Genomic DNA, 22,041 nt, shown 5'->3' on the forward strand with positions numbered 1-22,041 from the left:
GTTGTTTATCCCATTTAATTAAACAAGCGTTTAATTTTAATATGTGCTGATGTTGTTTGTATTAGATGAGGGTAAACAAAATAAAAAATGTAATAACTACGTTATTTATAATGAAAAAGGAGCTTTATCGCTCCCTTTTTTTTGATTTAATGAAACTAATATTATTAATTTTTATAATAACTTAAATACCAATCAACAAACTGTTTTACGCCATATTCTACTTCTGTATTCGGTGAGAAACCTATTGTTTCAGACAAGTCTTGGCAATCGGCACAAGTAGAAAGAACATCACCATCTTGCATCGGCATTAAATTCAATTTAGCTTTAATATTTAATGATTTTTCTATCGCTTCAATAAATGCCATCAATTTAGTTGGTTGCCCATTACCCACATTATAGATTTTATAAGGGGCAGAACTTGAAGATGTTTCACCTTTCTCTACTGTCCAGTTTTCATCTGCTTCTGGTATAACATTAACCAATCGAACAACGGATCCCACGATATCATCAACATAAGTGAAATCACGCGTCATATTTCCACCGTTATAAACATCAATAGGTTCACCTGCTAACATTGCTTTGGTGAATTTAAATAATGCCATATCAGGACGTCCCCAAGGGCCATATACCGTGAAGAAACGTAATCCCGTTGTTGGTAATTGATATAAATGTGAATAGCTATGAGACATTAATTCATTGGCTTTCTTTGTTGCCGCATATAATGAAACAGGATGATCAACACTATCTTCTGTTGAGAAAGGCTGCTTCTGATTTAAACCATAAACAGAGCTTGATGAGGAGTAGATAAGATGTCCGACTTTATTATGGCGACATCCTTCTAATATATTAATATGACCTACAATATTCGCATCAATATATGCCATTGGGTTTTCAATTGAATAACGAACCCCAGGTTGAGCAGCTAAATGAATAACTCGGTCAAATTGGTGTGATGCAAATAATTGAGCCACTTTTACTGAATCAACAATATCAAGTTTTTCAAAATGGAATTTTTCTAGCTGTTGTAATTTAGCTAATCGAGCTTCTTTTAAGCGTACATCATAATAATCATTCAGGTTATCTATTCCAACAACATGATAACCCATTTCGATTAAACGCTGACTCATATGATAGCCAATAAAACCCGCCGCACCTGTTACCAATATTTTCATATTATCACTCAAATAGCCCAATAATTTATTTTTATGCCAACGCTATCATACTTAATATCACCTCGATTAAACATCATAACGCTTAACATCATCATACATAACAGAAATCAACATGGCTCAATACTATATGCATTGAGCCATACCTTAATCTCCTACAATCACTTTATCTAGCTTTTCCCACAAAATAATCACTTATTATGCATTATACATTGACAGGAATTATACAGTGAAATTAACTATATAAATGATGGTTAATAAGCTTTATTTTATTGTATTTTTAATGATTTTATCCATTGGGCAAAATCTTCGCCAAACTCTTCGTGCTGTATTCCATACTCTACAAAAGCTTTCATATACCCTAGTTTATTACCACAATCGTGGCTTTTCCCTTGTAGGTGATAAGCTTCAACAGCTTCTTTTTCAATCAGCATTGCAATTGCATCAGTTAACTGAATTTCATCTCCAGCACCTGGTGCAGTTTTCGCTAAGAGTGGCCAAATACTTTCAGATAACACATAACGCCCTACGATAGATAAATTCGAAGGTGCTTCTTCTTTTTTAGGTTTTTCAACAACACGAGTAATTGGTTTGCTATCACCTGGGCATAAGCTTTCGCCCATGCAATCAACAATACCATAATTAGAAACTTCATCTTCAGGAACAGGTTCAACAAGGATTTGGCTTGCGCCGGAATGTTCAAAGTGAGAAAGCATCTCTTTTAAGTTAACTTTGGTTAAATCAGCACTGTATCTATCTAAAATGACATCAGGCAGGATAACAGCGAAAGGTTCATCACCAATTAATGGCTTAGCACATAAAATAGCATGGCCTAATCCTTTTGCTATTCCCTGACGAGTTTGCATAATAGTGACATGGCTTGGACAAATGCTTTGTACTTCTTCTAATAACTGGCGTTTAACTCGTTTTTCTAAAATTGCTTCTAATTCAAAACTGGTATCAAAATGGTTTTCAATTGAATTTTTAGATGAATGTGTGACAAGTACAATTTCATTAATACCTGCTGCAATACACTCATTCACTACATATTGAATAAGAGGCTTATCAACCACTGGCAACATCTCTTTTGGAATTGCCTTGGTTGCAGGTAGCATTCTTGTTCCTAATCCAGCAACAGGGATCACCGCTTTTCTAACTTTACGCACTGCTGATGACATTACATTTCTCCTGCAATTCGTACCGTTCTACTTTCAGATTGTGAATGGGTACAATTAAAAATAATCGCCAGAGTATACCAGCTAATATCTAAGGATAAACAGACTCCTACCCGTTAATTGAGATAGTTCTTCATTTATGTTTAATATATGCACGATATTCTATTTTTATTTAATCTAAACTTAACTTTTATAGATAGGAGAAAACATTAATTTAATCTGATTTGTGTTATCCCAAATTTTACATTGCCAAATTGTTCCCTCACATTTTATTTGATTAATATATAAAAGTTGCAAGGTGCCCAAGGGAACACCACTATTTAATTTGAATTTTTTACTTTCTGTTTTTATTTCAGCTTTTAAGCCTGCTGAGGCTAAAAGGATATTTTTTTTCTGAGTATGATAATAACCAATTGTAATAGGAAATTGTCCTTGCACCCCAATTTCATTAATCATTTTATTTAATTTATTCAACATATTATACATACTTGGCAAAGATCGTACTTTTTCTGATGATTTTAATACATCATTAAAAACAACCCGTAAAAGTAAAGCGACTAAAAGTCCATTTTCATCATCTCTCGATATATCAACACAATAGAAAATAATTTGATCTTCTGATAAAGCTGCAATGTCAAATAATAACCCCATCTTAGCTATATCATTTAATTGACGATAATTAACACAATATCCCGCAACAACCTGCTTAACCTGAGGTTGCATCTGTTTTATGAACGACTGAATATAATGAGTATCTTTTTGTAAGCTATTCCAAAGTGGTTTTAAGTGTATGCCTTCTATTAATACTGATTCAAAAAAACCAGGACATAATACTTCAATGACTTTTTGTTTTAATTTATCAAGATGTATTATTGGTTTAAGGAAAATCTCCTGTGCTCCTAAACGCAACATATCATCTATTTCAGCCATATTATCTGTACATGAAATGGCAATAACAGGAATAGCCAATTTAAGTTGTTCAAGATGATACAAAAAAGTGGGCCCATTCATTATCGGCATACGGATATCACATAAAATAAGATCAGGAAGCAATCCCCCTTCTAATAAAGATAATGCTTGGCTACCGTTATCTGTTGTATAGACACACGCTTTTTCATGTGAGAAATATTCCGTCAACATTGTGCGAAAAACGACCTCATCATCAATTATTAAAATTTTTTTACCCACTAAGGCTTTGTTCATTGGTGACTCCGGTAACTATCGTTTCACATGCTGATAAATTAGCGCTACATTATTAGTTTAGTTCAACATTGACGTTAACTATTCCCAATCGTTACTTTTTTCGCGCTATGGGAAATCGTCATACTGATAACGTGAGTTAGGACATTATTTTGTCGAGTTTATGCCCCTGCAATAGCCAATTATTCTACTCTGATTGTTGCGAGCCTTACCATTTAGGTCAAAAAAACGCCCCAACAGCAGAGGCATTGATGCGTTCGCGTTATAGCGCGTTCGTTAAGCATAATGCTGATTACTTAATAAAAACGTGGCATCCCTCTTGTCGTGTTGCATCCTTACATGATGAATTAGTTTCAGGCTTTCCAAATACACAATGGCTTGGACTCAATGTTATTTCATCGCAAGCGAGCACAAATAAAAATGAGGCATATGTTGAATTCTCAGCTTGCTTTATTGAAAGAAATGCCGATGATAAACAGTACTTACATGAACGCTCTCGTTTTCTAAAAATAGATGACTGTTGGTTTTATATTGACGGTGTGAAACCGAAAGTGGGACGAAACGATCCCTGCCCCTGTGGTTCAGGACGTAAATACAAAAAATGTTGTGAAAATAACATCAAATAACTGCAAACACAGAAGTAAAAGAAAGGATTTATCCATACATGCAACACCAAAATATTCAAAAAAAAATACTACGTACTATTTGCCCTGATGCAAAAGGACTTATCGCTAAAATCACCAATATTTGTTATAAACATCAATTAAATATTGTTCAAAATAGTGAGTTTGTTGATCATCGTACAGGTCGTTTTTTTATGCGTACCGAGCTTGAAGGTATCTTTAATGATGAAACCTTTCTTGCCGATTTAGATGATGCCTTACCACAAGGTTCAAAACGTGAATTAAATACCGCAGGCCGTCGTCGCATCGTCATTATGGTGACAAAAGAAGCACACTGCTTGGGTGACTTATTAATGAAAAGTGCATTCGGTGATTTGGATGTTGAAATTGCCGCCGTTATTGGTAATCATGACACGTTAAAACATTTAGTAGAACAGTTTGGTATTCCTTTCCATCTTGTTAGCCATGAAGGCTTAACCCGTGATCAACATGATGAAAAGTTAATTACACAAATTAATCAATACAAACCTGATTATGTTGTACTCGCAAAATATATGCGTGTATTAACACCTGCATTTGTACAAAACTTCCCAAACCAAATTATTAATATTCACCACTCCTTCTTACCTGCCTTTATTGGTGCACGTCCTTACCATCAAGCTTATGAGCGTGGTGTTAAAATCATAGGGGCAACAGCACACTACGTAAATGATAATTTAGATGAAGGTCCAATCATCACTCAAAATGTGATCAACGTTGACCATACGTTTTCTGCTGAAGATATGATGCGAGCGGGTCGAGATGTTGAAAAGAATGTTCTTAGTCATGCATTATATTGGGTACTTTCACAACGTGTATTCGTTTACGGTAACAGAACAATCATTTTATAAGTTTTCTGCCACTAATAACGCGAGCATGACTATCTAAATGTAAACCGCGATATCAAGCATATCGCGGTTTATTTTTATCTCTTATTAATAGAGATGATATTAATTAAAATCAACACGATAGCGCATAAAGCTTGAACGATACGCACATTTTTACAGCAGTCAGACTCTTTTTAGTAAAATAGCGCTTTACAGATCTCAGGTATTTGGTATTATTGCGCCCGCTGTCACGGACAGCAAAACAATTTAATGTTGGTGGGATACCCAAGCGGCCAAAGGGAGCAGACTGTAAATCTGCCGTCACAGACTTCGAAGGTTCGAATCCTTCTCCCACCACCATCTCCTCTTCGTTTTAGTCTAGAAAAATCCTTTATTCCATTTTATTAATTAAATCTAAAAATCGATTCAATACACTTGAGTGATACTTAGATTTATAGATGTAACAGTTATATCGTATCTTAGGTTGAATTAATGGTATAAAGCATAAGTCTGCTTCATACTCATCTTTCAATGGGTTTTCATCTGTCAATAAAAGAGAATTATGCGTTTGAATAAAACGTAAACAGCAATTAAGATCATCCATTATTCTGACACACACAGTCTTTCCTCTATCCCCCATTTCACTCTCTAATTTTTTTATCTTAGTTGTTTTGTATAATGCCGGATCACATAACCAAATATTTTCACTTAAAAGTCTATCAAGATTATTATTTACACTATTTACAAGTGTTTTTTGACAACAAATACCTAAGTGTTTATTTTCTATTTTATGAAGAAGGCTAAATTTTTCACTAATAATTTTATCAGAACTTAATATTAATGTATTACCATCATAATCAGGTATTTCTTCAAAGCTTTCTCTTGAGAATCGCATTATATTTATATGGGAATAATTTTTATTTGCTGCTTGATAAAGCTGAGTTAAATATTGACTTTTTCCCCAATCATAATAAACATGAATGCTATTATTTATAATACCCGAGATATGTTTTTTAGTTATCTCTTTTTCCTGTAGATAGAGCGATTTCAAATCATTATAAAGCTCAAGCCCTTCTTGGGTTAAACTCATACCAAACTTCTCTCGTTTAAATAAACGCTTTCCTAATACGGCTTCAAAGTCTTTGATAGATTTAGCGACGGGAGGCGTTGTGCGATTCATCACCCGAGCAGCTTTACTTAATGAGCCATTTTCGACTACGGCCATAAAGGCTTCTAATTTACGAGAAAAAAACATAATTCACCATTCCTTAGCTGTGTAGAATAAAATAATTTCATTAATTCATTTGATGTAAATGAAATAGTGATTAATTAATTTAAAAATTAATTTTATATAAAAGCAGTTTTATATAAATATTCTTTTACCTCCTTTTAATGAATACAATTTATAACTACAATATTATTTTTATTATGTCATCATTCTTCACATATAAAGAATAATAATACTTATATTCTTCTATCAAAGATTAGTTTATGTTTCTAGTTTGTTTAATTAATATTTTTTGTTATGTAATTAATTATTTTTATTAAATTGGCGTACTCTATTTAATAATCTTTATTTTATCTCTCTCTTGATAAGCTGTACCATCATTTCAGTGATTTGCTTACATTCATTTTATGATCCTGTTAGTATAAGGCATCCTATTATTCAATATATAAATGGTTACAGTCACATGAAATTTGTCTCTTTCAATATTAATGGTTTACGCGCTCGTCCTCACCAACTTGAAGCTATCATAGAAAAACATCAGCCAGATGTTATTGGACTTCAAGAAACAAAAGTTCATGATGATATGTTTCCATTAGATACAGTGGGTGCCTTGGGTTATCATGTTTTCTATCATGGTCAAAAAGGGCATTATGGAGTTGCCTTACTCACAAAGGAAAAACCCGTCGCAGTACGTAAAGGTTTTCCTAGTGATGACGATGATGCTCAACGCCGCATGATCATGGCTGATATCGAAACACCCGCGGGTTTATTGACAGTGATGAACGGTTATTTCCCTCAAGGTGAAAGCCGTGATCATGAAACTAAATTTCCAGCAAAAGAAAAATTTTATGCTGACCTTCAAAACTACCTAACTGCCAGCTTAAAACCGACCTCTCCAGTACTTATTATGGGTGATTTAAATATTAGCCCAACAGATAAAGATATTGGTATTGGCGAAAATAATATGAAACGCTGGTTAAAAACAGGTAAATGTTCTTTCTTACCAGAAGAGCGGGAATGGCTGGCAACATTGATGGGCTGGGGATTAACAGATACTTTCCGCCAACAACATCCTGAAGCAGATGATAAATTCTCGTGGTTTGATTATCGTTCTAAAGGATTTGATGACAATCGTGGACTACGTATCGATTTACTCTTAGCCAGTCGTTGTTTAGCGGATAATTGTATTTCAACAGGAATTGATTACGATATTCGTGGAATGGAAAAACCATCTGATCATGCCCCTGTATGGGCTGAATTTAAAATCTAATCAAATAAAATTTTAATTCAATAAAAGCACTTCGCTAAATATAGAGAAAGTGCTTTTTATTTGTGCTTAACTCTCAGTCGTTGCGTCTTTACTCTGCGCTTTATTTTTTTTGGCGCTTGCTTTATGACTTCCTTTCGTTGCTGTCTTGCGCTTTTTGTTATGCGCCGGTGCAGGAAGATTTCTAAAAGCTTGAATATTCGGACGACGTTTTGCTTGAGTAATCAACTCTATCAAGGTGTTATTTAATGGCATCATAAAATCTTGATATTTAAATTGCTTTTCACTAATTTGCGTGAGTATCGATTCCCAGTGTGCGGTCATATCCGGTAAGGTTGCCATATCGGGCAATACATGAATTAATGCTCTACCGGCCGGCGTTGAATTAATGGCTCGCCCTTTTTTTTGCAAAAAACCGCGTTTAAATAATAGCTCAATAATCCCCGCCCTTGTCGCTTCAGTACCTAAGCCATCTGTTGCTCTTAGGATTTTCTTAAGTTCTTTATCTTGAACAAAGCGCGCAATTCCGGTCATAGCTGAAAGCAATGTTGCATCAGTAAAAGGCCTTGGGGGCTGCGTTTGCTTTTCAACAATTTCACCCTTTTCACACAGCAACTCATCACCTTTAGCCACTATTGGCAATGCAGAACCATCATTTTCAGCATCTTGCTCTTTCGCACCTAGTAATACTCGCCATCCTGATTGTGCTAAAAAACGTGCTTTAGCAATAAACTTGCCATTCTCAATATCAAGTTCAATAACGCATTTACGATAAACTGCATCAGGCATAAATTGCATTAGATATTGGCGAGCCACGAGATAATAAATATTTTTCTCATTTTCACTTAATGAGATATTACTCGTTTTTGCCGTTGGAATAATCGCATGGTGAGCATCAACTTTTTTATCATCCCAGCAACGATTCTTTTTATCAATATCTAGGGTCGCTTGCGGTAATAGGCTTGGATCATGTGTACTAATCGCATTAATAACAGCATGGCGACCAGCAAAATGTTCATCAGGTAAATAACGACTGTCAGAACGCGGATACGTGATCAGCTTATGTGTTTCATATAGGCGTTGGCATGTATCTAAAACTTGCTGTGCACTTAAACCAAAACGTTTTGCTGCTTCAATTTGTAATGCAGAAAGTGAAAAAGGAAGTGGTGCTATTTCAGATTCTTGCTTATCTTGATAATCCGTTACATACGCAGGTTTGTTTTTAATTCTCTCAACAACATGCTCTGCAAGTTTACGATTTAATAATCGCCCTTCTTCATCTTGCCAAGGTTCACAATGTTCACTTGGCTGCCAAATCGCAGTAAAGCGTTCATCAGCAGGTGTTACAACATGTGCTTTAACTTCAAAGAAATCCTTAGGAACGAAGTTTTCAATTTCTTCATCACGACGAACGACTAAGCCTAATACAGGCGTTTGTACACGCCCTACAGATAATACGCCTTGGTAACCATTGCGCTGGCCTAAGAGTGTATAGGCTCGCGTCATGTTGATACCATAAAGCCAGTCTGCTCTTGCTCGTGCCAAAGCAGATACACATAATGGTACAAATTCATGGTTATACCGTAGCTTATCAATAGCACGTGTCACAGCCGCGGGATTTAAGTCATTAATTAAGCAACGGCGTGCCTGTTTTCTTTGCTCTTCACTGATATTTAAATAGTTAAGCACTTCATCTACTAAAAGCTGACCTTCACGATCGGGGTCTCCCGCGTGGATCACTTCTTGTGCCTGCTTAAGCAGTGTTTTAATGGTTTCCAGCTGTTTCTTAACATCAGCTCGGGGTTTCAGTTGCCATTTTTCAGGAATAATGGGCAAATCATCTAACGACCAGCGGGCGTACCGCGGGTCGTATGCATCCGGCTCAGCTTGTTCAAGTAAGTGACCAACACACCACGTCACATACTGGTTATCACCACAAAGAATAAAGCCATCGCCCCGTTTATGAGGTTTTGGCAATACATCAGCAATAGCTCGAGCAAGGCTGGGTTTTTCTGCAATAAATAATCTCATTACGTTAGTTAATCACTTCAATCAACGCTTTTCCTGCCACTGGCTCAGTTAACTCACCGATAGAGGTTAGTTCAATATCAAAACGAGCCGCGACGTCTTTAACTTGTTCCACAGCTTCAGGTAATACTGCTAATAATAAGCCACCTGATGTTTGTGGATCACAGAGTAATTTGCGTTGCATTTCAGTGATCTCACCAATTAAATGACCATAACTTTCAAAGTTACGACTTGTACCGCCCGGAACACAGCCTTGTTCAATATAAGACTCGACTTCTGGCAATCTTGGTACTTGTGAGAAGTGAATAGTCGCTTGTACACCAGAGCCATCACAGATTTCACTTAAGTGCCCTAATAAACCAAACCCTGTAACATCAGTCATTGCAGTGACACCATCAATATCAGAAAAATCAGAACCGGCTTTATTCATACGACACATAATTTCTGTCGCTAAACCTTGGTGTTCTGGTTTTAATAAACCTTTCTTCTCAGCAGTTGTTAATACACCGATACCCAAAGGTTTAGTTAAAAAAAGCTGACATCCTGCTTTAGCTTCACTGTTTTTCTTCACTTTACTCACAGGCACTACACCCGTTACGGCAAGACCAAAAATAGGTTCTGGCGCATCAATTGAGTGACCACCAGCTAATGAAATTCCTGCTTCTTGACAAGCAGCTCGACCACCTTCAATCACTTCACGTGCAATTTCCGGTGCCAGTTTATTAATTGGCCAACCTAAAATAGCAATCGCCATAATAGGTTTTCCACCCATTGCAAAAATATCGCTGATTGCATTTGTTGCAGCGATACGCCCAAAGTCATAAGGGTTATCAACAATTGGCATAAAAAAATCAGTGGTGCTGATAATACCTGTACCATTTCCTAAATCATAAACAGCGGCATCATCTTTAGTTTCATTACCAACAAGTAAATGAGGATCATGAAATTTAGCTTGTTCGCTGTGTAAAATGGTTTCTAAAACTTTTGGCGAGATTTTACAACCACAACCTGCACCATGACTGTATTGTGTTAAACGAATTGCTTCAGACATAACATGCCATCCTTTTTTAAAAATAAGTCACAAAATCAGTTAAGTCAGCAGGAGAAACCGTCATTGGTGCTTTTAAAGCTGGTGTACCTAAATAAAGGAAACCAATAATCTGGTCGTGTTCACCACAGCCAAGCCCTTCTCTTACAACTGCGTCATGAGTCCAAGAGCCTGAGCGCCAAATTCCCCCAAATCCTTGTGCAACAGCGGCCATTTGCATTGCTTGTACGCAACAACCTGCTGCAACAACTTGCTCCCATTCAGGCACTTTAGGATGATCTTTCACTTTCGCAATAACTGTGATGATCAATGGGGCACGAAAAGGTGCATTTTTTGCTTTTTCTTCAACCTCAGGGCCTAAATTACTCACAACCGCGGCTTTATGCAGTAATTGGCTAAAACGCTCAATACCTTCCTTTTGCATTACAACAAAATGCCAAGGCTTAAGTGCACCATGATCAGGCGCGCGCATACCAGCTTGTAAAATAGTATTGAGGGCTTCACTATCAGGGGCTGGTGTAGTCAGGCGGGAAGCTGAACGGCGGTTCAAAAGCAGTGTTAATGCATCCATTTTTATTCTCCTGTCAGCATTTTATTTTAGCAAGATCCCATTCTTATGGGGATGGACAGTTCTTATCAATTCGCAGTATAACAAACTGTTATATTACCACCATCCACAGATTTAGGCGGAAATTTTTCTAAAAGTCAGCGATGTGGTTATTTAATCGTAAATTATTGTTCATAAAATGATTAACATCAGCCTACTCCGTTAATTTAAGTCTATTTTTATCTTTAATTCGACGATTCTCATATTAGTTTGATGCCTTTTTGTGTGAATTTATTTAGCTATTTTTACGTAAAATAACTTTTTACTTAATAACATCTTAAGCAAAGAGTTATCATTCGAGGTTTCCTAAAAATCAATGACAGACATTCAATAAGAGCTATATTAGAATATTCCTTCATTGTTATTGCTATTCTCTCTATTGCTAACAACATTCTTTGTTTTAATAGTATGAGATTATGTGGATGTAACCTGCTTACCAATAATTCTAGCATGACTGTTTAGGATTAAATTTTAGCTTTACATGATGTGGAGATAATATGAATAAAATTATGGAGTTAATCGGCGTAATATTAAAATTCAGTTGGCAAGCCATTAACTTTATCAGGAAATTAATCTTAAACGTTATTTTCTTTTTCCTTCTCTTTATGGTTATTGGTATTTTCTTAATTAGTAAGGAAGCACAAAAACCAATGGATTATGAAGGCGCCCTTCTTGTTGACCTTAAAGGTGTCATTGTTGACCAAACTGCAACCCAAAATCCCTTAGGAGAAGTTGGACGTGAGCTTTTAGGCGTTTCTAGTAGTCAGCTTCAAGAAAATTCATTATTTGAAGTTGTCGACACGTTACGTCGAGCAACTCAAGATCCCAAAATTAAAGGTATGGTGCTTAAACTTGATGAATTTGCAGGCGCAGACCAGCCTTCGCTAAATTATATTGGTAAAGCACTTAATGAATTTAAAAAGACAGGCAAACCGATTTTTGCAGTAAGTGGCTATTACAGTCAACCACAGTATTATCTCGCTTCTTATGCAGATAAGATTTACCTCACTTCTCAAGGTGCCGTAGGCATTTATGGTTTTGGCTTTCAAAACCTCTATTACAAAACACTGTTAGAAAATTTAAAAGTTAGTACTCATATTTTCCGCGTAGGAACGTATAAATCCGCGGTTGAGCCATTAATGCGTAATGACATGTCTGCAGAATCACGGGAAGCTTCATTACGTTTAGTTAATTCACTATGGTCTACTTATTTAACCCAAGTTGCAGAAAACCGTAGCATTACCAAAGAAGATGTTTTCCCTGGTGCAAAAGAGATGATTGCACAGCTACGCAATGCAGATGGCGATAACGCAACTTATGCGCTAAATCGTAAATTAGTGGATTCTGTAAGCTCATACGCTCAATTTGAAGCAGATATGACAGAGACCTTCCAGTGGGATAAAGAAAACCAACAATTTAACAATATCAGCATTTATGATTATGCCGATACATTAACTTCATCATTACCTGCAAATGATGAAGGGAATATTGCCGTCGTCGTTGTTCAAGGAGCCATTATTGATGGTGAAAGTATCCCGGGTTCTGCAGGAGGGACAACTATTGCTAATCAAATTCGCCAAGCACGTTTAGATCCGAATATTAAGGCACTTGTATTACGTGTAAATAGCCCTGGAGGTAGTGTTTCTGCATCAGAGCAAATACGTAGTGAAGTTGCCGCCTTTAAACAACAGAAAAAACATGTGGTTGTTTCAATGGGAGGTTTAGCCGCATCAGGTGGATATTGGATCTCAACCCCTGCAAATAAGATTATTGCTAGCCCATCGACATTAACAGGCTCAATTGGCATCTTTGGCGTTATTAATACCTTTGAAAACAGCTTAGAGTCTATTGGTGTTTATACTGATGGCGTCACAACTTCACCCTTAGCCGGATTATCTGTCACAAATAAACTACCTGAAGAGTTTGCAGAACTTTTACAGTTAAATATCGAAAGTGGTTATAAAACGTTTATTCATTTAGTCGCAGAATCTCGTAAAAAAACGCCAGCTCAAATTGACCGTATTGCTCAAGGTCGAGTGTGGGTAGGAATAGATGCAAAGAATGTGGGTTTAGTTGATGAGTTTGGTGATTTTGATGATGCTATTGATGCTGCGGCTAAAATGGCAAAAATTGACCAGCCTGTTGTTGATTGGATGAAACCTGAATTAAGCCTGTCAGAGCAGATCATAATGAGTTTATCGTCTAATGCAAAAGCGCTCCTTCCTGATCCATTACAAGCGTATATACCTGCACCTGTTTTAAAAGAAGTTAAAACCCAGACAGAGTTTTATCGCAATATGAACGACCCGTTAAATCGCTATGCGTATTGTTTATCTTGTGGGGATATTCAATAATCTTTTCAGTCTCAACACCCACCCTTTCAAGGTGGGTGTTTTCTCTTTTATTTCTGACTTTATTTGGCATAATATGCTGGCGATTATTTTTCACTCATTCTTATCAATGATATTTTTAACGCGATGATTTAAAGCGGATATTCATTAATCTCTATTTTATTTTTTTAGCATCCTTTCCTTTTTTTATTCTGTAAACTCCCTATAATCAGATATTTCTCACAGCTGAATAAGAGTGCTTTGTCTGATGCAAAAAAAATCAATCTACGTTGTTTATACTGGCGGTACTATTGGTATGCAACATTCTGAACATGGCTATATTCCTGTATCAGGGCATTTACAACGCCAATTAGCTAAAATGCCAGAATTCCATCGTGAAGAGATGCCCGATTTTACAATCAAAGAGCACCTTCCTTTAATTGATTCATCAAATATCACCCCAGAAGATTGGCAATCTATCGCTGATGATATAAATGAAAATTATCACAACTATGATGGGTTCGTTATTCTTCATGGTACTGATACCATGGCATTTACCGCATCAGCACTCTCTTTTATGTTTGAGAATCTTAGCAAGCCTATTATCGTTACTGGCTCTCAAATTCCTTTAGAAGCCTTACGGTCTGATGGACAAACAAACCTATTAAATGCACTTTATCTCGCTGCACATCATCCAATTAATGAAGTAGCACTTTTCTTCAATAACACGTTGTATCGAGGAAACCGCACAGTAAAAGCACATGCTGATGGCTTTAATGCCTTCGCGTCACCGAATAGCGCACCATTGTTAGAAGCGGGCATTAATATTAAACAATTTAAAATTAACTCTTTTCCCAAAGGGAAAGGGGAATTTATTGCACATAATATTACGCCCCAGCCTATCGGTGTTGTCACGATTTATCCAGGCCTTTCAGATGTAGTAGTGAAAAATATTCTGATGCAACCGGTGAAAGCCTTAATATTGCGCTCTTATGGTGTCGGTAATGCACCATCACACCCTGCTTTACTTTCTACACTGCGCGAAGCAACAGAGCGTGGCATTGTGGTTATTAATCTTACACAATGTATTTCTGGTCGAGTGAATATGGAAGGTTATGCAACAGGCCAAGCATTAGCGGAAGTCGGTGTTATTAGTGGTTATGATATGACATTTGAGGCGACATTAACTAAACTGCATTATCTCCTTAGCCAACAATATAATTACACTGAAATTTGTCGCTTAATGCAACAAAACCTTCGCGGTGAAATGACATTAAACGATAACGACTAAGCTTAATAAAAGGGCAACTTTAGTGAAAAACTCTGCGCTATTACTGGTTGATATACAAAACGATTTTTGTACAGGGGGGGCTTTAGCTGTTAACGAGAGTGAGAGGGTTATTCAAACAGCCAATCAGCTTATTAATGGTTTCAAGCAAACTAAAAGCCCGATTATTGCAAGTTTAGATTGGCATCCAGCCGATCATCTTAGCTTTGCTGAAAATTCAGGTACTGTTGTGGGAGAAATCGGTACACTTAATGGATTACCACAAGTTTGGTGGCCAGTTCATTGCGTACAACATTCTTATGGTGCTGCATTTCACCCTGAATTAAACCAAGCCTTAATTAATCATATTATTTATAAAGGGCAAAATCCCCTTATTGATAGTTATAGTGCTTTTTTTGATAACGACCATGAATATCAAACCGGCTTACACACACTTTTACAGACGCTCAATATAAAACATCTTTATATTTTAGGAATTGCTACGGATTACTGTGTCAAATTTACAGTGCTAGATGCGCTGTTATTAGGATATCAGGTCTCAGTCATTACAGACGGTTGTCGCGGTGTAAATATTCAAAATGACGATAGCGAAAAAGCACTGGAAGAGATGCGAGTGAAGGGTGCAATACTAATTGATTCAGCTCATTGGCTTAATCGTAATAATCAGTAGTTCAGTAGTTCAGTAGTTTCTTTATTTTTTATCTCATAAAATGAAAAAGGAGATACTATTTACCAACTTGGTTAATAAATATCCCCTTTTTATCTCTGTTCTATTCATTTAACACATTTTTTAGTCATCATCTATTGGCGTTAACGTTGCTAAACGTTCAGATTGAAACTGAGCTTTTAATTCTTGTTTGCTCTTCATGGTAATTTGTCCATTAGTGCCTACTGTCATATGCTCAGGTGTGTGGTTATTTTTCGCCTGCCATAATAAAACAATCTGCATACAATGCTCTTTTTGTTCAGCTGTCAATGCAACGCCATCAGGCCATTTACCTAGTTCAACTGCGGTTGAAATACGCTGATATATTTCGGGTGTTACCATCGAAATAAGTTCATTAACTTCCATTGATTGCTCCATAAGCTAAATAATCACTTGAAATAGCTGAATCGTTTTTTCAGTTGTTGTTATTTTGTTAACTCGCTAAATTAACCAGCTTGTTTTTCGCCTGTTTCACTATTCGTAAATGAAAGAGATGCTGAATTAACACAATAACGCTCCCCTGTTGGGGCAGGACCATCATTAAAAACATGACCTAAATGTGCATCACATTGTTGGCAACGGATCTCCGTTCTTTTCATATTATGAGAAAAATCATCAATATAGCGAATTGCACTATCACTAACAGGTTGATAAAAGCTAGGCCAACCACATCCTGCATCAAATTTGGTATCTGAATAAAACAAGGGAGCAGAACAACATAAACAGTGATAAATTCCTGTTTCGCGATTGTGTAATAATTTACCACTAAATGGGGGCTCTGTACCTTGTTGTTGCGTCACATAACGTTGCATTTCGTTGAGTGTTGATAAATCAAGGTGATTGTTATTACTTGAAATATTCACTTTCTTTTCATTATCTGCCATATAGACCTCTTGCCCAGAAAAATGCTTTTTAAAACAACAGTGAATAATAACAAAGATTTAACAACAAATCTGAAAAATATAGTCTAAAATCACTAAGAGTAATCTTTAGTTTTTGAAATGTGATGAGTTTCACATAACAGAGCAAAGGTAACTTCATTTATCGGCATTGATCCCGATAATACACAGCGTAACATTTGTCTAAAACGACCAATCTTTAAGCGAAAAGTGTTTTTTTAATTGATTTTTTGCAATTATTGACACGATTCCGCTTGACGATTGGCGCGGTTTTGGTAACTTTAGAATCAACTTTTTAATTCACTAAATTAAAGCTGGTGGAATACATATGACTATCAAAGTAGGTATTAATGGTTTTGGTCGTATCGGCCGCATCGTTTTCCGTGCTGCTCAAGAACGTTCAGATATCGAAATCGTAGGTATTAACGATCTGTTAGACGCAGACTACATGGCATACATGCTGAAATACGATTCAACTCATGGCCGTTTCAACGGTACTGTTGAAGTAAAAGATGGCCACCTCGTTGTTAATGGTAAAACCATCCGCGTAACTTCAGAAAAAGATCCAGCAAATCTGAAATGGAACGAAGTCGGTGCTGACGTTGTTGCAGAAGCAACAGGTCTGTTCTTAACTGATGAAACTGCTCGTAAACACATCCAAGCTGGTGCGAAAAAAGTTGTTCTGACTGGTCCATCAAAAGACAGCACTCCAATGTTCGTTATGGGCGTAAACCATAAATCATACGCAGGCCAAGACATCGTTTCTAACGCATCTTGTACTACTAACTGCTTAGCGCCTTTAGCTAAAGTTATCAACGACAACTTCGGTATCGTTGAAGGTCTGATGACTACTGTTCACGCAACAACTGCAACTCAACGTACTGTTGATGGTCCATCTTCAAAAGACTGGCGTGGTGGTCGTGGTGCTTCTCAAAACATCATCCCATCATCAACTGGTGCAGCTAAAGCTGTAGGTAAAGTTATTCCTGAGCTGAACGGCAAATTGACTGGTATGTCTTTCCGTGTTCCTACTCCTAACGTTTCTGTTGTTGACCTGACTGCACGTCTGGAAAAACCAGCAACTTACGCTCAAATCTGTGACGCTATCAAAGCAGCAGCTGAAGGCGAACTGAAAGGCGTTCTGGGTTACACTGAAGATGCAGTTGTTTCAACTGACTTCAATGGTGAAGTTCTGACTTCAGTATTTGATGCTAAAGCAGGTATCGCTCTGAACGATAACTTTGTTAAATTAGTTGCTTGGTACGATAACGAAGTTGGTTATTCAAACAAAGTTCTGGATCTGATTTCTCACATCTCTAAATAATTAGAGTTTAGAAAGTCACGATTTCTTTTAGAGCCACCTTTCGGTGGCTCTTTTATTTTCTAGCCAGTCAGTTTATTGTATTGAAATAGTCAGTGACATAAGGTCATAAGATAATGAATGAGAAAATTTTTTCTTTGCCGATTATTGAACAAATATCACCTTACTTAAGTCGTCGGCAATTAGGCGAGCTTTCTATCCTTGTTATTTCACACCCTAAAGTACGCGCAGCTATCAGTCTTCAAGGCGCGCATTTAATTGCTTGGCAACCCGCACAAGAACATCCTGTATTTTGGGTAAGCGAAGCTTCTCTCTTCACTCCTGGTGTTGCCATTCGTGGCGGTATTCCTATTTGCTGGCCTTGGTTTGCTTCAGCAGGTACACCAAGTCATGGATTTGCGCGAATTATTCCTTGGGAATTTAGTGCCCATACAGAACAAGATGATGGTGTTCTCATCACTATGACATTAAAAGAGAGCCAGCAGACACAAAAATATTGGCCTCATCCCTTTACTGTTATTGCTCGTTTTAAATTAGGAGCAACCTGTGAGGTTGAATTAGAATCTTATGGTGATTATGAAGCGACAGCTGCCCTTCACTCTTATTTTAATGTGAGTGACATTGATAATGTATCTGTAACCGGCCTAGGAAGCCACTACATTGACACAGTGGCAGATAAAGAGGTTTACACTGATGAAACCTCATTGCGCTTTAATGGGCGCACTGACAGGCTTTATACCGAGCCTGAGGATTTTAACCTTATACATGATGATGGTTGGGATCGCACAATTGAAGTTCATCATTATCATCATAGTGATGTGGTTTGTTGGAACCCCGGCGCAGAGCTTGCAAGTTCAATGAAAGATATGAGTGCAGGTGGCTATCGTAAAATGGCTTGTGTAGAAACTGCTCGTATTCACCAACCATTAAAACCAGATAACGTTCATCCTGGTCGTTTATCTCTAGTAGTTCGTGTTCGTAAAGATATAGCCGAAAAATAAATTATTACTGGTATATTACACAATAAAAAAGCTTCGAGTTTAATCGAAGCTTTTTTATCATTGCAAATCTTACTAAATTTTAGTGAGTTAGAATGTGTAAGTCACACCAGTCCACATAATTGCAGTCACAGATTTATTCACCATAGGACTGTCTTTCACTTCACTTGGTAAATGGTCAATACGTCCCATCGCAAAGAAATTCCATTTTTCTGCAAATTTATAGTTAGCAGAGATTTCAAAATAAGGTCTCCAACTATCATTTGGCGTATATTCTGCTAAACCACTGCGTTGTGATTCTGCGTGGCTAATTCCATAAGCATAACGGTTTTGCTTTTTGTTTTCCCAGACAACACCTGCACCTGGTTGTAAAGACCAGTTACCAAATTTGAAAGGATATAAATAAGCAGCGTCAGCAATAATACCGTTACTTTTACCTAGCATATCACCCGATACAATTGCTCTTAAGCTACCCCATGATTCATGATGTTTATAAGTAAAGCCACCCATCATTGTGTCACGACGACGATTCAATTTTTTCATTTGCTCGTCGTCACTATCGCTTGGTTTATAAGCTTGAGGGTAATAGTGTAAATCAACAGAAAGTTGATCTTTAGGGGTGTTCCACAAGTAATACCCTGCGGCTAATGTCGCAAAATAGAAATTTTCTGATTGGTAGTTAACTTGTGGCACGGGTAATAAATAATCTTTTGATTTAGCCCCTTTATAAGGCGTGACTTGCGCTAAGACCGAGCCACCAATTGACCATTCTCCAGCAAATGCTGCTGGTGCGCTAAGTCCTGCAATAACGGCTAAAGAAATGATAATCTTCTTATTACTCACGATGATTTTCCATATTGTCATTAATAAAGTAGCAACCAAAAACCAATTTCAGTCACAATTAACTAAAACCGATATTATTTTACCTATAATTATTTTAGTTTTGCACTAGATGTGTAGCAATCAGTGCTTGCCCTAATGCAATACCACCGTCTCCAACGGGTAACATCATAGGGGTTAGTACTTTTTTATTGTTTAATTTTTTCTTAAACATATGTTTGAGTAATGTGTTATTTAACACACCACCCGTAAGTACAACAGTATCAATCTGATGTTCATCGGCATATTGCAATGCGATATTGCCTAAACTTTCAGCTAATAAATAATGAAATAGCCATGCCTTTTCACTAACATTAAGCTTTATACTTTCCCATTGCGACCAAAAAACGCCCAAATCAAGCACACTATTTTTTACAGGCATCAAATGCCCATATCGCTCAATTATTTCTGACTGTTTTTCTTTATGACATGCTAATGCAGCAGTTTGTAGATAACAGGCTGCTTCACCTTCCCAGCTTATTTCTTTAGGAGCTAATCCTAATGATGCCGAAACTGCATCAAAAAAACGGCCACAAGAAGAAGCTTTAGGTGAGTTTAAGCCACGTTCTAATGCCTTATTTAATATATGTAAATCATGGTTAGGCATCATTTGGGTGATAACACTACCTTGCCAATTCTTAGAAAAAGTAGCTAAATGTGCGAACCAGTTTCGCCAAGGTTGAATAGAGGCAAGATTACCTCCGGGCATCGCAACAGCAGGAAGTCCACCAATCCGCTCTGATCTTTTATAGTCCACCAGCAGACATTCTCCTCCCCATAACGTACCATCTTGCCCAAAACCTAATCCATCAAGAGCAATACCAATGACCGCACCTTGTCGCTGGGTATGACCATGTTCAGCAAGGCAAGAAACAATATGTGCATGATGATGAGAGACTTCAATAACAGGAATATTTTGCTCTTGAGCAAACTGCTTACCCAACTGATGGCTGATGTAGTTAGGATGTGCATCTATTGCAATAGCTTTAGGTGTAAACCGATAAATCTGTTGGAAAAGAGTCAACGATTTTACCAACTGTTGTCTCACGCTTAAATCATCAAGATCTCCTAAATGAGGCCCCATAATCGCTTGATGTTGGCGTAATAAACAAAATACATTTTTGAGATCGCCCCCCATGGCAAGCACTGAGGGTTGTGGTTCAAAATCGTCAGGTAATGAAATAGCATCAGGAACATAACCACGAGAGCGTCTGATCATAACGCTCTGTTTACCCTCAATGCGAACTAATGAATCATCAGCCCTTTGTATGATTTCTCTGTTATGCATTAAGAATAAGTCTGCAATGTCTTTCAATTGCGTTAAGGCCTCTTCGTTACTTAATGCCGGTGTATGACCAGAAGCATTTCCTGATGTCATAACAAGAGGAATATTCGTACCACGCGCTAATAAATGTTGTAAAGGATTGGCTGGCAACATTACCCCTATTTCAGTTAATCCTGGCGCAATAAGATCTGCAAGTTTAGGGGTAACAGTTTTAGGAACTAATACAATTGGGGCAGCAGTGCTTTGTAATGTTTGAATAGCTGTTGGAAGAAAATCTGGATCTTGCTTATTTGCTTTGATTTGATCAATACCTGTGATCATCACAGCTAATGGCTTCGCAGGTCGGTATTTGCGTTCACGCAATAATGCAACACTCTCATTATTACGTGCATCACACACTAAATGAAAACCACCAATACCTTTAACTGCAATAATCTTTCCAGCAAGTAACGCTTCACAGGCTTGAGTTAATGCATGCTCTTTTGTCGCTAATTCTTTACCCTGATTATCTGCAAGCCAGATATGGGGGCCGCATACAGGACATGCATTAGGCTGAGCATGAAACCGTCTATCGGCAGGATCTTCATATTCGCGTTTACATTCAGGACAGAATGGAAATTCAGCCATTGAAGTAAAAGGCCTGTCATAAGGCATTTTTTTTATGATAGTAAAACGAGGACCGCAATGTGTGCAGTTAATAAATGGATAATGATAACGACGATTTTGTGGATCAAACAATTCATCAATACAAGCTTGGCAAGTCGTTGCATCTGGAACAACTTGTGTATCCATTTCGCCACCACCGCTTTTTACAATAATAAACTCAGTAGGTAGCTGCTCCCATTGATAGGGTGATTCTTCTATACGTTCAATGTGTGCTAATGGTGGGCACTCTGCTTTTAATGCTTCTATAAAGAGTGAATTTTTAGGGGAAAGCGTTAAATGTACTAATACACCCAAACTATCATTGCTTACTTGCCCTAATAAACCAAAACGATGGGCTAATTGCCAAACAAATGGGCGGAACCCAACGCCTTGAACCTTTCCTTTCACACGCAATGTAATGCCGTTACTCATAGGATCACCAAATCAAAATAAATTTAAGCTTATTCTAGTTTAGTGAT

Annotated in this window: 19 protein-coding genes and 1 tRNA gene; 9 read left to right on the forward strand and 11 right to left on the reverse strand. The window is 37.2% G+C overall.

Annotated features, from left to right (window positions below; translation table 11 throughout):
- Positions 1 to 164: 164 nt before the first annotated feature.
- From GWI59_RS14605 to rssB, 3 genes are all read right to left on the reverse strand, one after another.
- On the reverse strand, positions 165 to 1,172 hold the full coding sequence (locus GWI59_RS14605) for an NAD-dependent epimerase (protein WP_006536428.1): 1,008 nt from the start codon (positions 1,170 to 1,172) through the stop codon (positions 165 to 167).
- A gap of 266 nt (positions 1,173 to 1,438) precedes the next feature.
- Positions 1,439 to 2,347, reverse strand: a complete 909-nt coding sequence (gene galU / locus GWI59_RS14610) for a UTP--glucose-1-phosphate uridylyltransferase GalU (protein ID WP_006536427.1) — start codon at positions 2,345 to 2,347, stop codon at positions 1,439 to 1,441.
- Positions 2,348 to 2,527: 180 nt separating this feature from the next.
- On the reverse strand, positions 2,528 to 3,547 hold the full coding sequence (rssB, locus tag GWI59_RS14615) for a two-component system response regulator RssB (protein ID WP_161724992.1): 1,020 nt from the start codon (positions 3,545 to 3,547) through the stop codon (positions 2,528 to 2,530).
- Positions 3,548 to 3,696: 149 nt separating this feature from the next.
- On the opposite strand from rssB, the gene GWI59_RS14620 reads away from it, so the two are divergent.
- From GWI59_RS14620 to GWI59_RS14630, 3 genes are all read left to right on the forward strand, one after another.
- A complete protein-coding gene (locus tag GWI59_RS14620; protein ID WP_109400570.1) occupies positions 3,697 to 4,170 on the forward strand; it encodes a YchJ family protein in 474 nt (157 codons plus the stop codon).
- 38 nt (positions 4,171 to 4,208) lie between these two features.
- Entirely contained in the window at positions 4,209 to 5,057 is an 849-nt protein-coding gene (purU, locus tag GWI59_RS14625; protein ID WP_072064098.1) for a formyltetrahydrofolate deformylase, read from the forward strand.
- Positions 5,058 to 5,308: 251 nt separating this feature from the next.
- A tRNA-Tyr gene (locus GWI59_RS14630) sits at positions 5,309 to 5,393 on the forward strand.
- Positions 5,394 to 5,424: 31 nt separating this feature from the next.
- On the opposite strand, the gene GWI59_RS14635 is transcribed toward GWI59_RS14630, so the two are convergent.
- On the reverse strand, positions 5,425 to 6,288 hold the full coding sequence (locus tag GWI59_RS14635) for a helix-turn-helix domain-containing protein (protein WP_072064099.1): 864 nt from the start codon (positions 6,286 to 6,288) through the stop codon (positions 5,425 to 5,427).
- Positions 6,289 to 6,724: 436 nt separating this feature from the next.
- Between GWI59_RS14635 and xthA the strand changes: the two genes are divergently transcribed.
- Positions 6,725 to 7,531, forward strand: a complete 807-nt coding sequence (xthA, locus tag GWI59_RS14640; protein ID WP_109400572.1) for an exodeoxyribonuclease III — start codon at positions 6,725 to 6,727, stop codon at positions 7,529 to 7,531.
- Positions 7,532 to 7,597: 66 nt separating this feature from the next.
- On the opposite strand, the gene GWI59_RS14645 is transcribed toward xthA, so the two are convergent.
- Genes GWI59_RS14645 through GWI59_RS14655 form a run of 3 tightly spaced genes read right to left on the reverse strand, consistent with a single transcriptional unit; the run spans position 7,598 to position 11,175 of the window.
- The gene (locus GWI59_RS14645; protein ID WP_109847350.1) at positions 7,598 to 9,559 is read right to left on the reverse strand and encodes a DNA topoisomerase III; all 1,962 of its coding nucleotides are present in this window, start codon (positions 9,557 to 9,559) and stop codon (positions 7,598 to 7,600) included.
- Positions 9,560 to 9,563: 4 nt separating this feature from the next.
- On the reverse strand, positions 9,564 to 10,607 hold the full coding sequence (gene selD / locus GWI59_RS14650; protein WP_109847349.1) for a selenide, water dikinase SelD: 1,044 nt from the start codon (positions 10,605 to 10,607) through the stop codon (positions 9,564 to 9,566).
- 16 nt (positions 10,608 to 10,623) lie between these two features.
- Positions 10,624 to 11,175 carry an NAD(P)H nitroreductase gene (locus GWI59_RS14655; RefSeq protein WP_006536414.1) on the reverse strand — a complete coding sequence of 184 codons (552 nt, stop codon included), beginning with the start codon at positions 11,173 to 11,175 and terminating at the stop codon, positions 10,624 to 10,626.
- A gap of 533 nt (positions 11,176 to 11,708) precedes the next feature.
- Between GWI59_RS14655 and sppA the strand changes: the two genes are divergently transcribed.
- The 3 genes from sppA to pncA all read left to right on the forward strand — a co-directional run bounded on the left by sppA (position 11,709) and on the right by pncA (position 15,499).
- The gene (gene sppA, locus GWI59_RS14660) at positions 11,709 to 13,565 is read left to right on the forward strand and encodes a signal peptide peptidase SppA (protein ID WP_109847348.1); all 1,857 of its coding nucleotides are present in this window, start codon (positions 11,709 to 11,711) and stop codon (positions 13,563 to 13,565) included.
- 244 nt (positions 13,566 to 13,809) lie between these two features.
- On the forward strand, positions 13,810 to 14,832 hold the full coding sequence (gene ansA, locus GWI59_RS14665; protein WP_072064105.1) for an asparaginase: 1,023 nt from the start codon (positions 13,810 to 13,812) through the stop codon (positions 14,830 to 14,832).
- Positions 14,833 to 14,854: 22 nt separating this feature from the next.
- Positions 14,855 to 15,499 carry a bifunctional nicotinamidase/pyrazinamidase gene (gene pncA, locus GWI59_RS14670; RefSeq protein WP_006536409.1) on the forward strand — a complete coding sequence of 215 codons (645 nt, stop codon included), beginning with the start codon at positions 14,855 to 14,857 and terminating at the stop codon, positions 15,497 to 15,499.
- Between the two features lie 120 nt (positions 15,500 to 15,619).
- On the opposite strand, the gene GWI59_RS14675 is transcribed toward pncA, so the two are convergent.
- Positions 15,620 to 15,901 (reverse strand): YeaC family protein, encoded by a 282-nt coding sequence (locus GWI59_RS14675; protein ID WP_072064107.1) that lies wholly within the window; start codon positions 15,899 to 15,901, stop codon positions 15,620 to 15,622.
- Between the two features lie 80 nt (positions 15,902 to 15,981).
- Positions 15,982 to 16,419, reverse strand: coding sequence for a peptide-methionine (R)-S-oxide reductase MsrB (gene msrB / locus GWI59_RS14680; RefSeq protein ID WP_109847346.1), 438 nt, complete (start codon positions 16,417 to 16,419; stop codon positions 15,982 to 15,984).
- A gap of 343 nt (positions 16,420 to 16,762) precedes the next feature.
- On the opposite strand from msrB, the gene gapA reads away from it, so the two are divergent.
- Positions 16,763 to 17,758 (forward strand): glyceraldehyde-3-phosphate dehydrogenase, encoded by a 996-nt coding sequence (gene gapA / locus GWI59_RS14685; RefSeq protein WP_109400579.1) that lies wholly within the window; start codon positions 16,763 to 16,765, stop codon positions 17,756 to 17,758.
- Positions 17,759 to 17,871: 113 nt separating this feature from the next.
- A complete protein-coding gene (locus GWI59_RS14690; RefSeq protein WP_109847345.1) occupies positions 17,872 to 18,756 on the forward strand; it encodes a D-hexose-6-phosphate mutarotase in 885 nt (294 codons plus the stop codon).
- Positions 18,757 to 18,843: 87 nt separating this feature from the next.
- On the opposite strand, the gene GWI59_RS14695 is transcribed toward GWI59_RS14690, so the two are convergent.
- Together GWI59_RS14695 and hypF are read right to left on the reverse strand one after the other, a co-directional pair.
- Positions 18,844 to 19,596, reverse strand: a complete 753-nt coding sequence (locus GWI59_RS14695) for a MipA/OmpV family protein (RefSeq protein WP_109400581.1) — start codon at positions 19,594 to 19,596, stop codon at positions 18,844 to 18,846.
- A gap of 94 nt (positions 19,597 to 19,690) precedes the next feature.
- Positions 19,691 to 21,994, reverse strand: a complete 2,304-nt coding sequence (hypF, locus tag GWI59_RS14700) for a carbamoyltransferase HypF (RefSeq protein ID WP_161671615.1) — start codon at positions 21,992 to 21,994, stop codon at positions 19,691 to 19,693.
- Positions 21,995 to 22,041 lie beyond the last annotated feature (47 nt).

This window comes from Proteus sp. G2673, assembly GCF_009915125.1.
GTDB classification, from domain to species: Bacteria; Pseudomonadota; Gammaproteobacteria; order Enterobacterales; family Enterobacteriaceae; genus Proteus; species Proteus penneri.

What these genes read in the sequence shown, in the direction of transcription:
- GWI59_RS14655 (WP_006536414.1), bottom strand. Translation starts at nt 11,175, where the DNA reads ATGGATGCATTAACACTGCTTTTGAACCGCCGTTCAGCTTCCCGCCTG.
- GWI59_RS14635 (WP_072064099.1), bottom strand. Translation starts at nt 6,288, where the DNA reads ATGTTTTTTTCTCGTAAATTAGAAGCCTTTATGGCCGTAGTCGAAAAT.
- galU (WP_006536427.1), bottom strand. Translation starts at nt 2,347, where the DNA reads ATGTCATCAGCAGTGCGTAAAGTTAGAAAAGCGGTGATCCCTGTTGCT.
- gapA (WP_109400579.1), top strand. Translation starts at nt 16,763, where the DNA reads ATGACTATCAAAGTAGGTATTAATGGTTTTGGTCGTATCGGCCGCATC.
- xthA (WP_109400572.1), top strand. Translation starts at nt 6,725, where the DNA reads ATGAAATTTGTCTCTTTCAATATTAATGGTTTACGCGCTCGTCCTCAC.
- GWI59_RS14645 (WP_109847350.1), bottom strand. Translation starts at nt 9,559, where the DNA reads ATGAGATTATTTATTGCAGAAAAACCCAGCCTTGCTCGAGCTATTGCT.
- ansA (WP_072064105.1), top strand. Translation starts at nt 13,810, where the DNA reads ATGCAAAAAAAATCAATCTACGTTGTTTATACTGGCGGTACTATTGGT.
- rssB (WP_161724992.1), bottom strand. Translation starts at nt 3,547, where the DNA reads ATGAACAAAGCCTTAGTGGGTAAAAAAATTTTAATAATTGATGATGAG.
- GWI59_RS14605 (WP_006536428.1), bottom strand. Translation starts at nt 1,172, where the DNA reads ATGAAAATATTGGTAACAGGTGCGGCGGGTTTTATTGGCTATCATATG.
- msrB (WP_109847346.1), bottom strand. Translation starts at nt 16,419, where the DNA reads ATGGCAGATAATGAAAAGAAAGTGAATATTTCAAGTAATAACAATCAC.
- selD (WP_109847349.1), bottom strand. Translation starts at nt 10,607, where the DNA reads ATGTCTGAAGCAATTCGTTTAACACAATACAGTCATGGTGCAGGTTGT.
- GWI59_RS14690 (WP_109847345.1), top strand. Translation starts at nt 17,872, where the DNA reads ATGAATGAGAAAATTTTTTCTTTGCCGATTATTGAACAAATATCACCT.
- sppA (WP_109847348.1), top strand. Translation starts at nt 11,709, where the DNA reads ATGAATAAAATTATGGAGTTAATCGGCGTAATATTAAAATTCAGTTGG.
- purU (WP_072064098.1), top strand. Translation starts at nt 4,209, where the DNA reads ATGCAACACCAAAATATTCAAAAAAAAATACTACGTACTATTTGCCCT.
- GWI59_RS14675 (WP_072064107.1), bottom strand. Translation starts at nt 15,901, where the DNA reads ATGGAAGTTAATGAACTTATTTCGATGGTAACACCCGAAATATATCAG.
- hypF (WP_161671615.1), bottom strand. Translation starts at nt 21,994, where the DNA reads ATGAGTAACGGCATTACATTGCGTGTGAAAGGAAAGGTTCAAGGCGTT.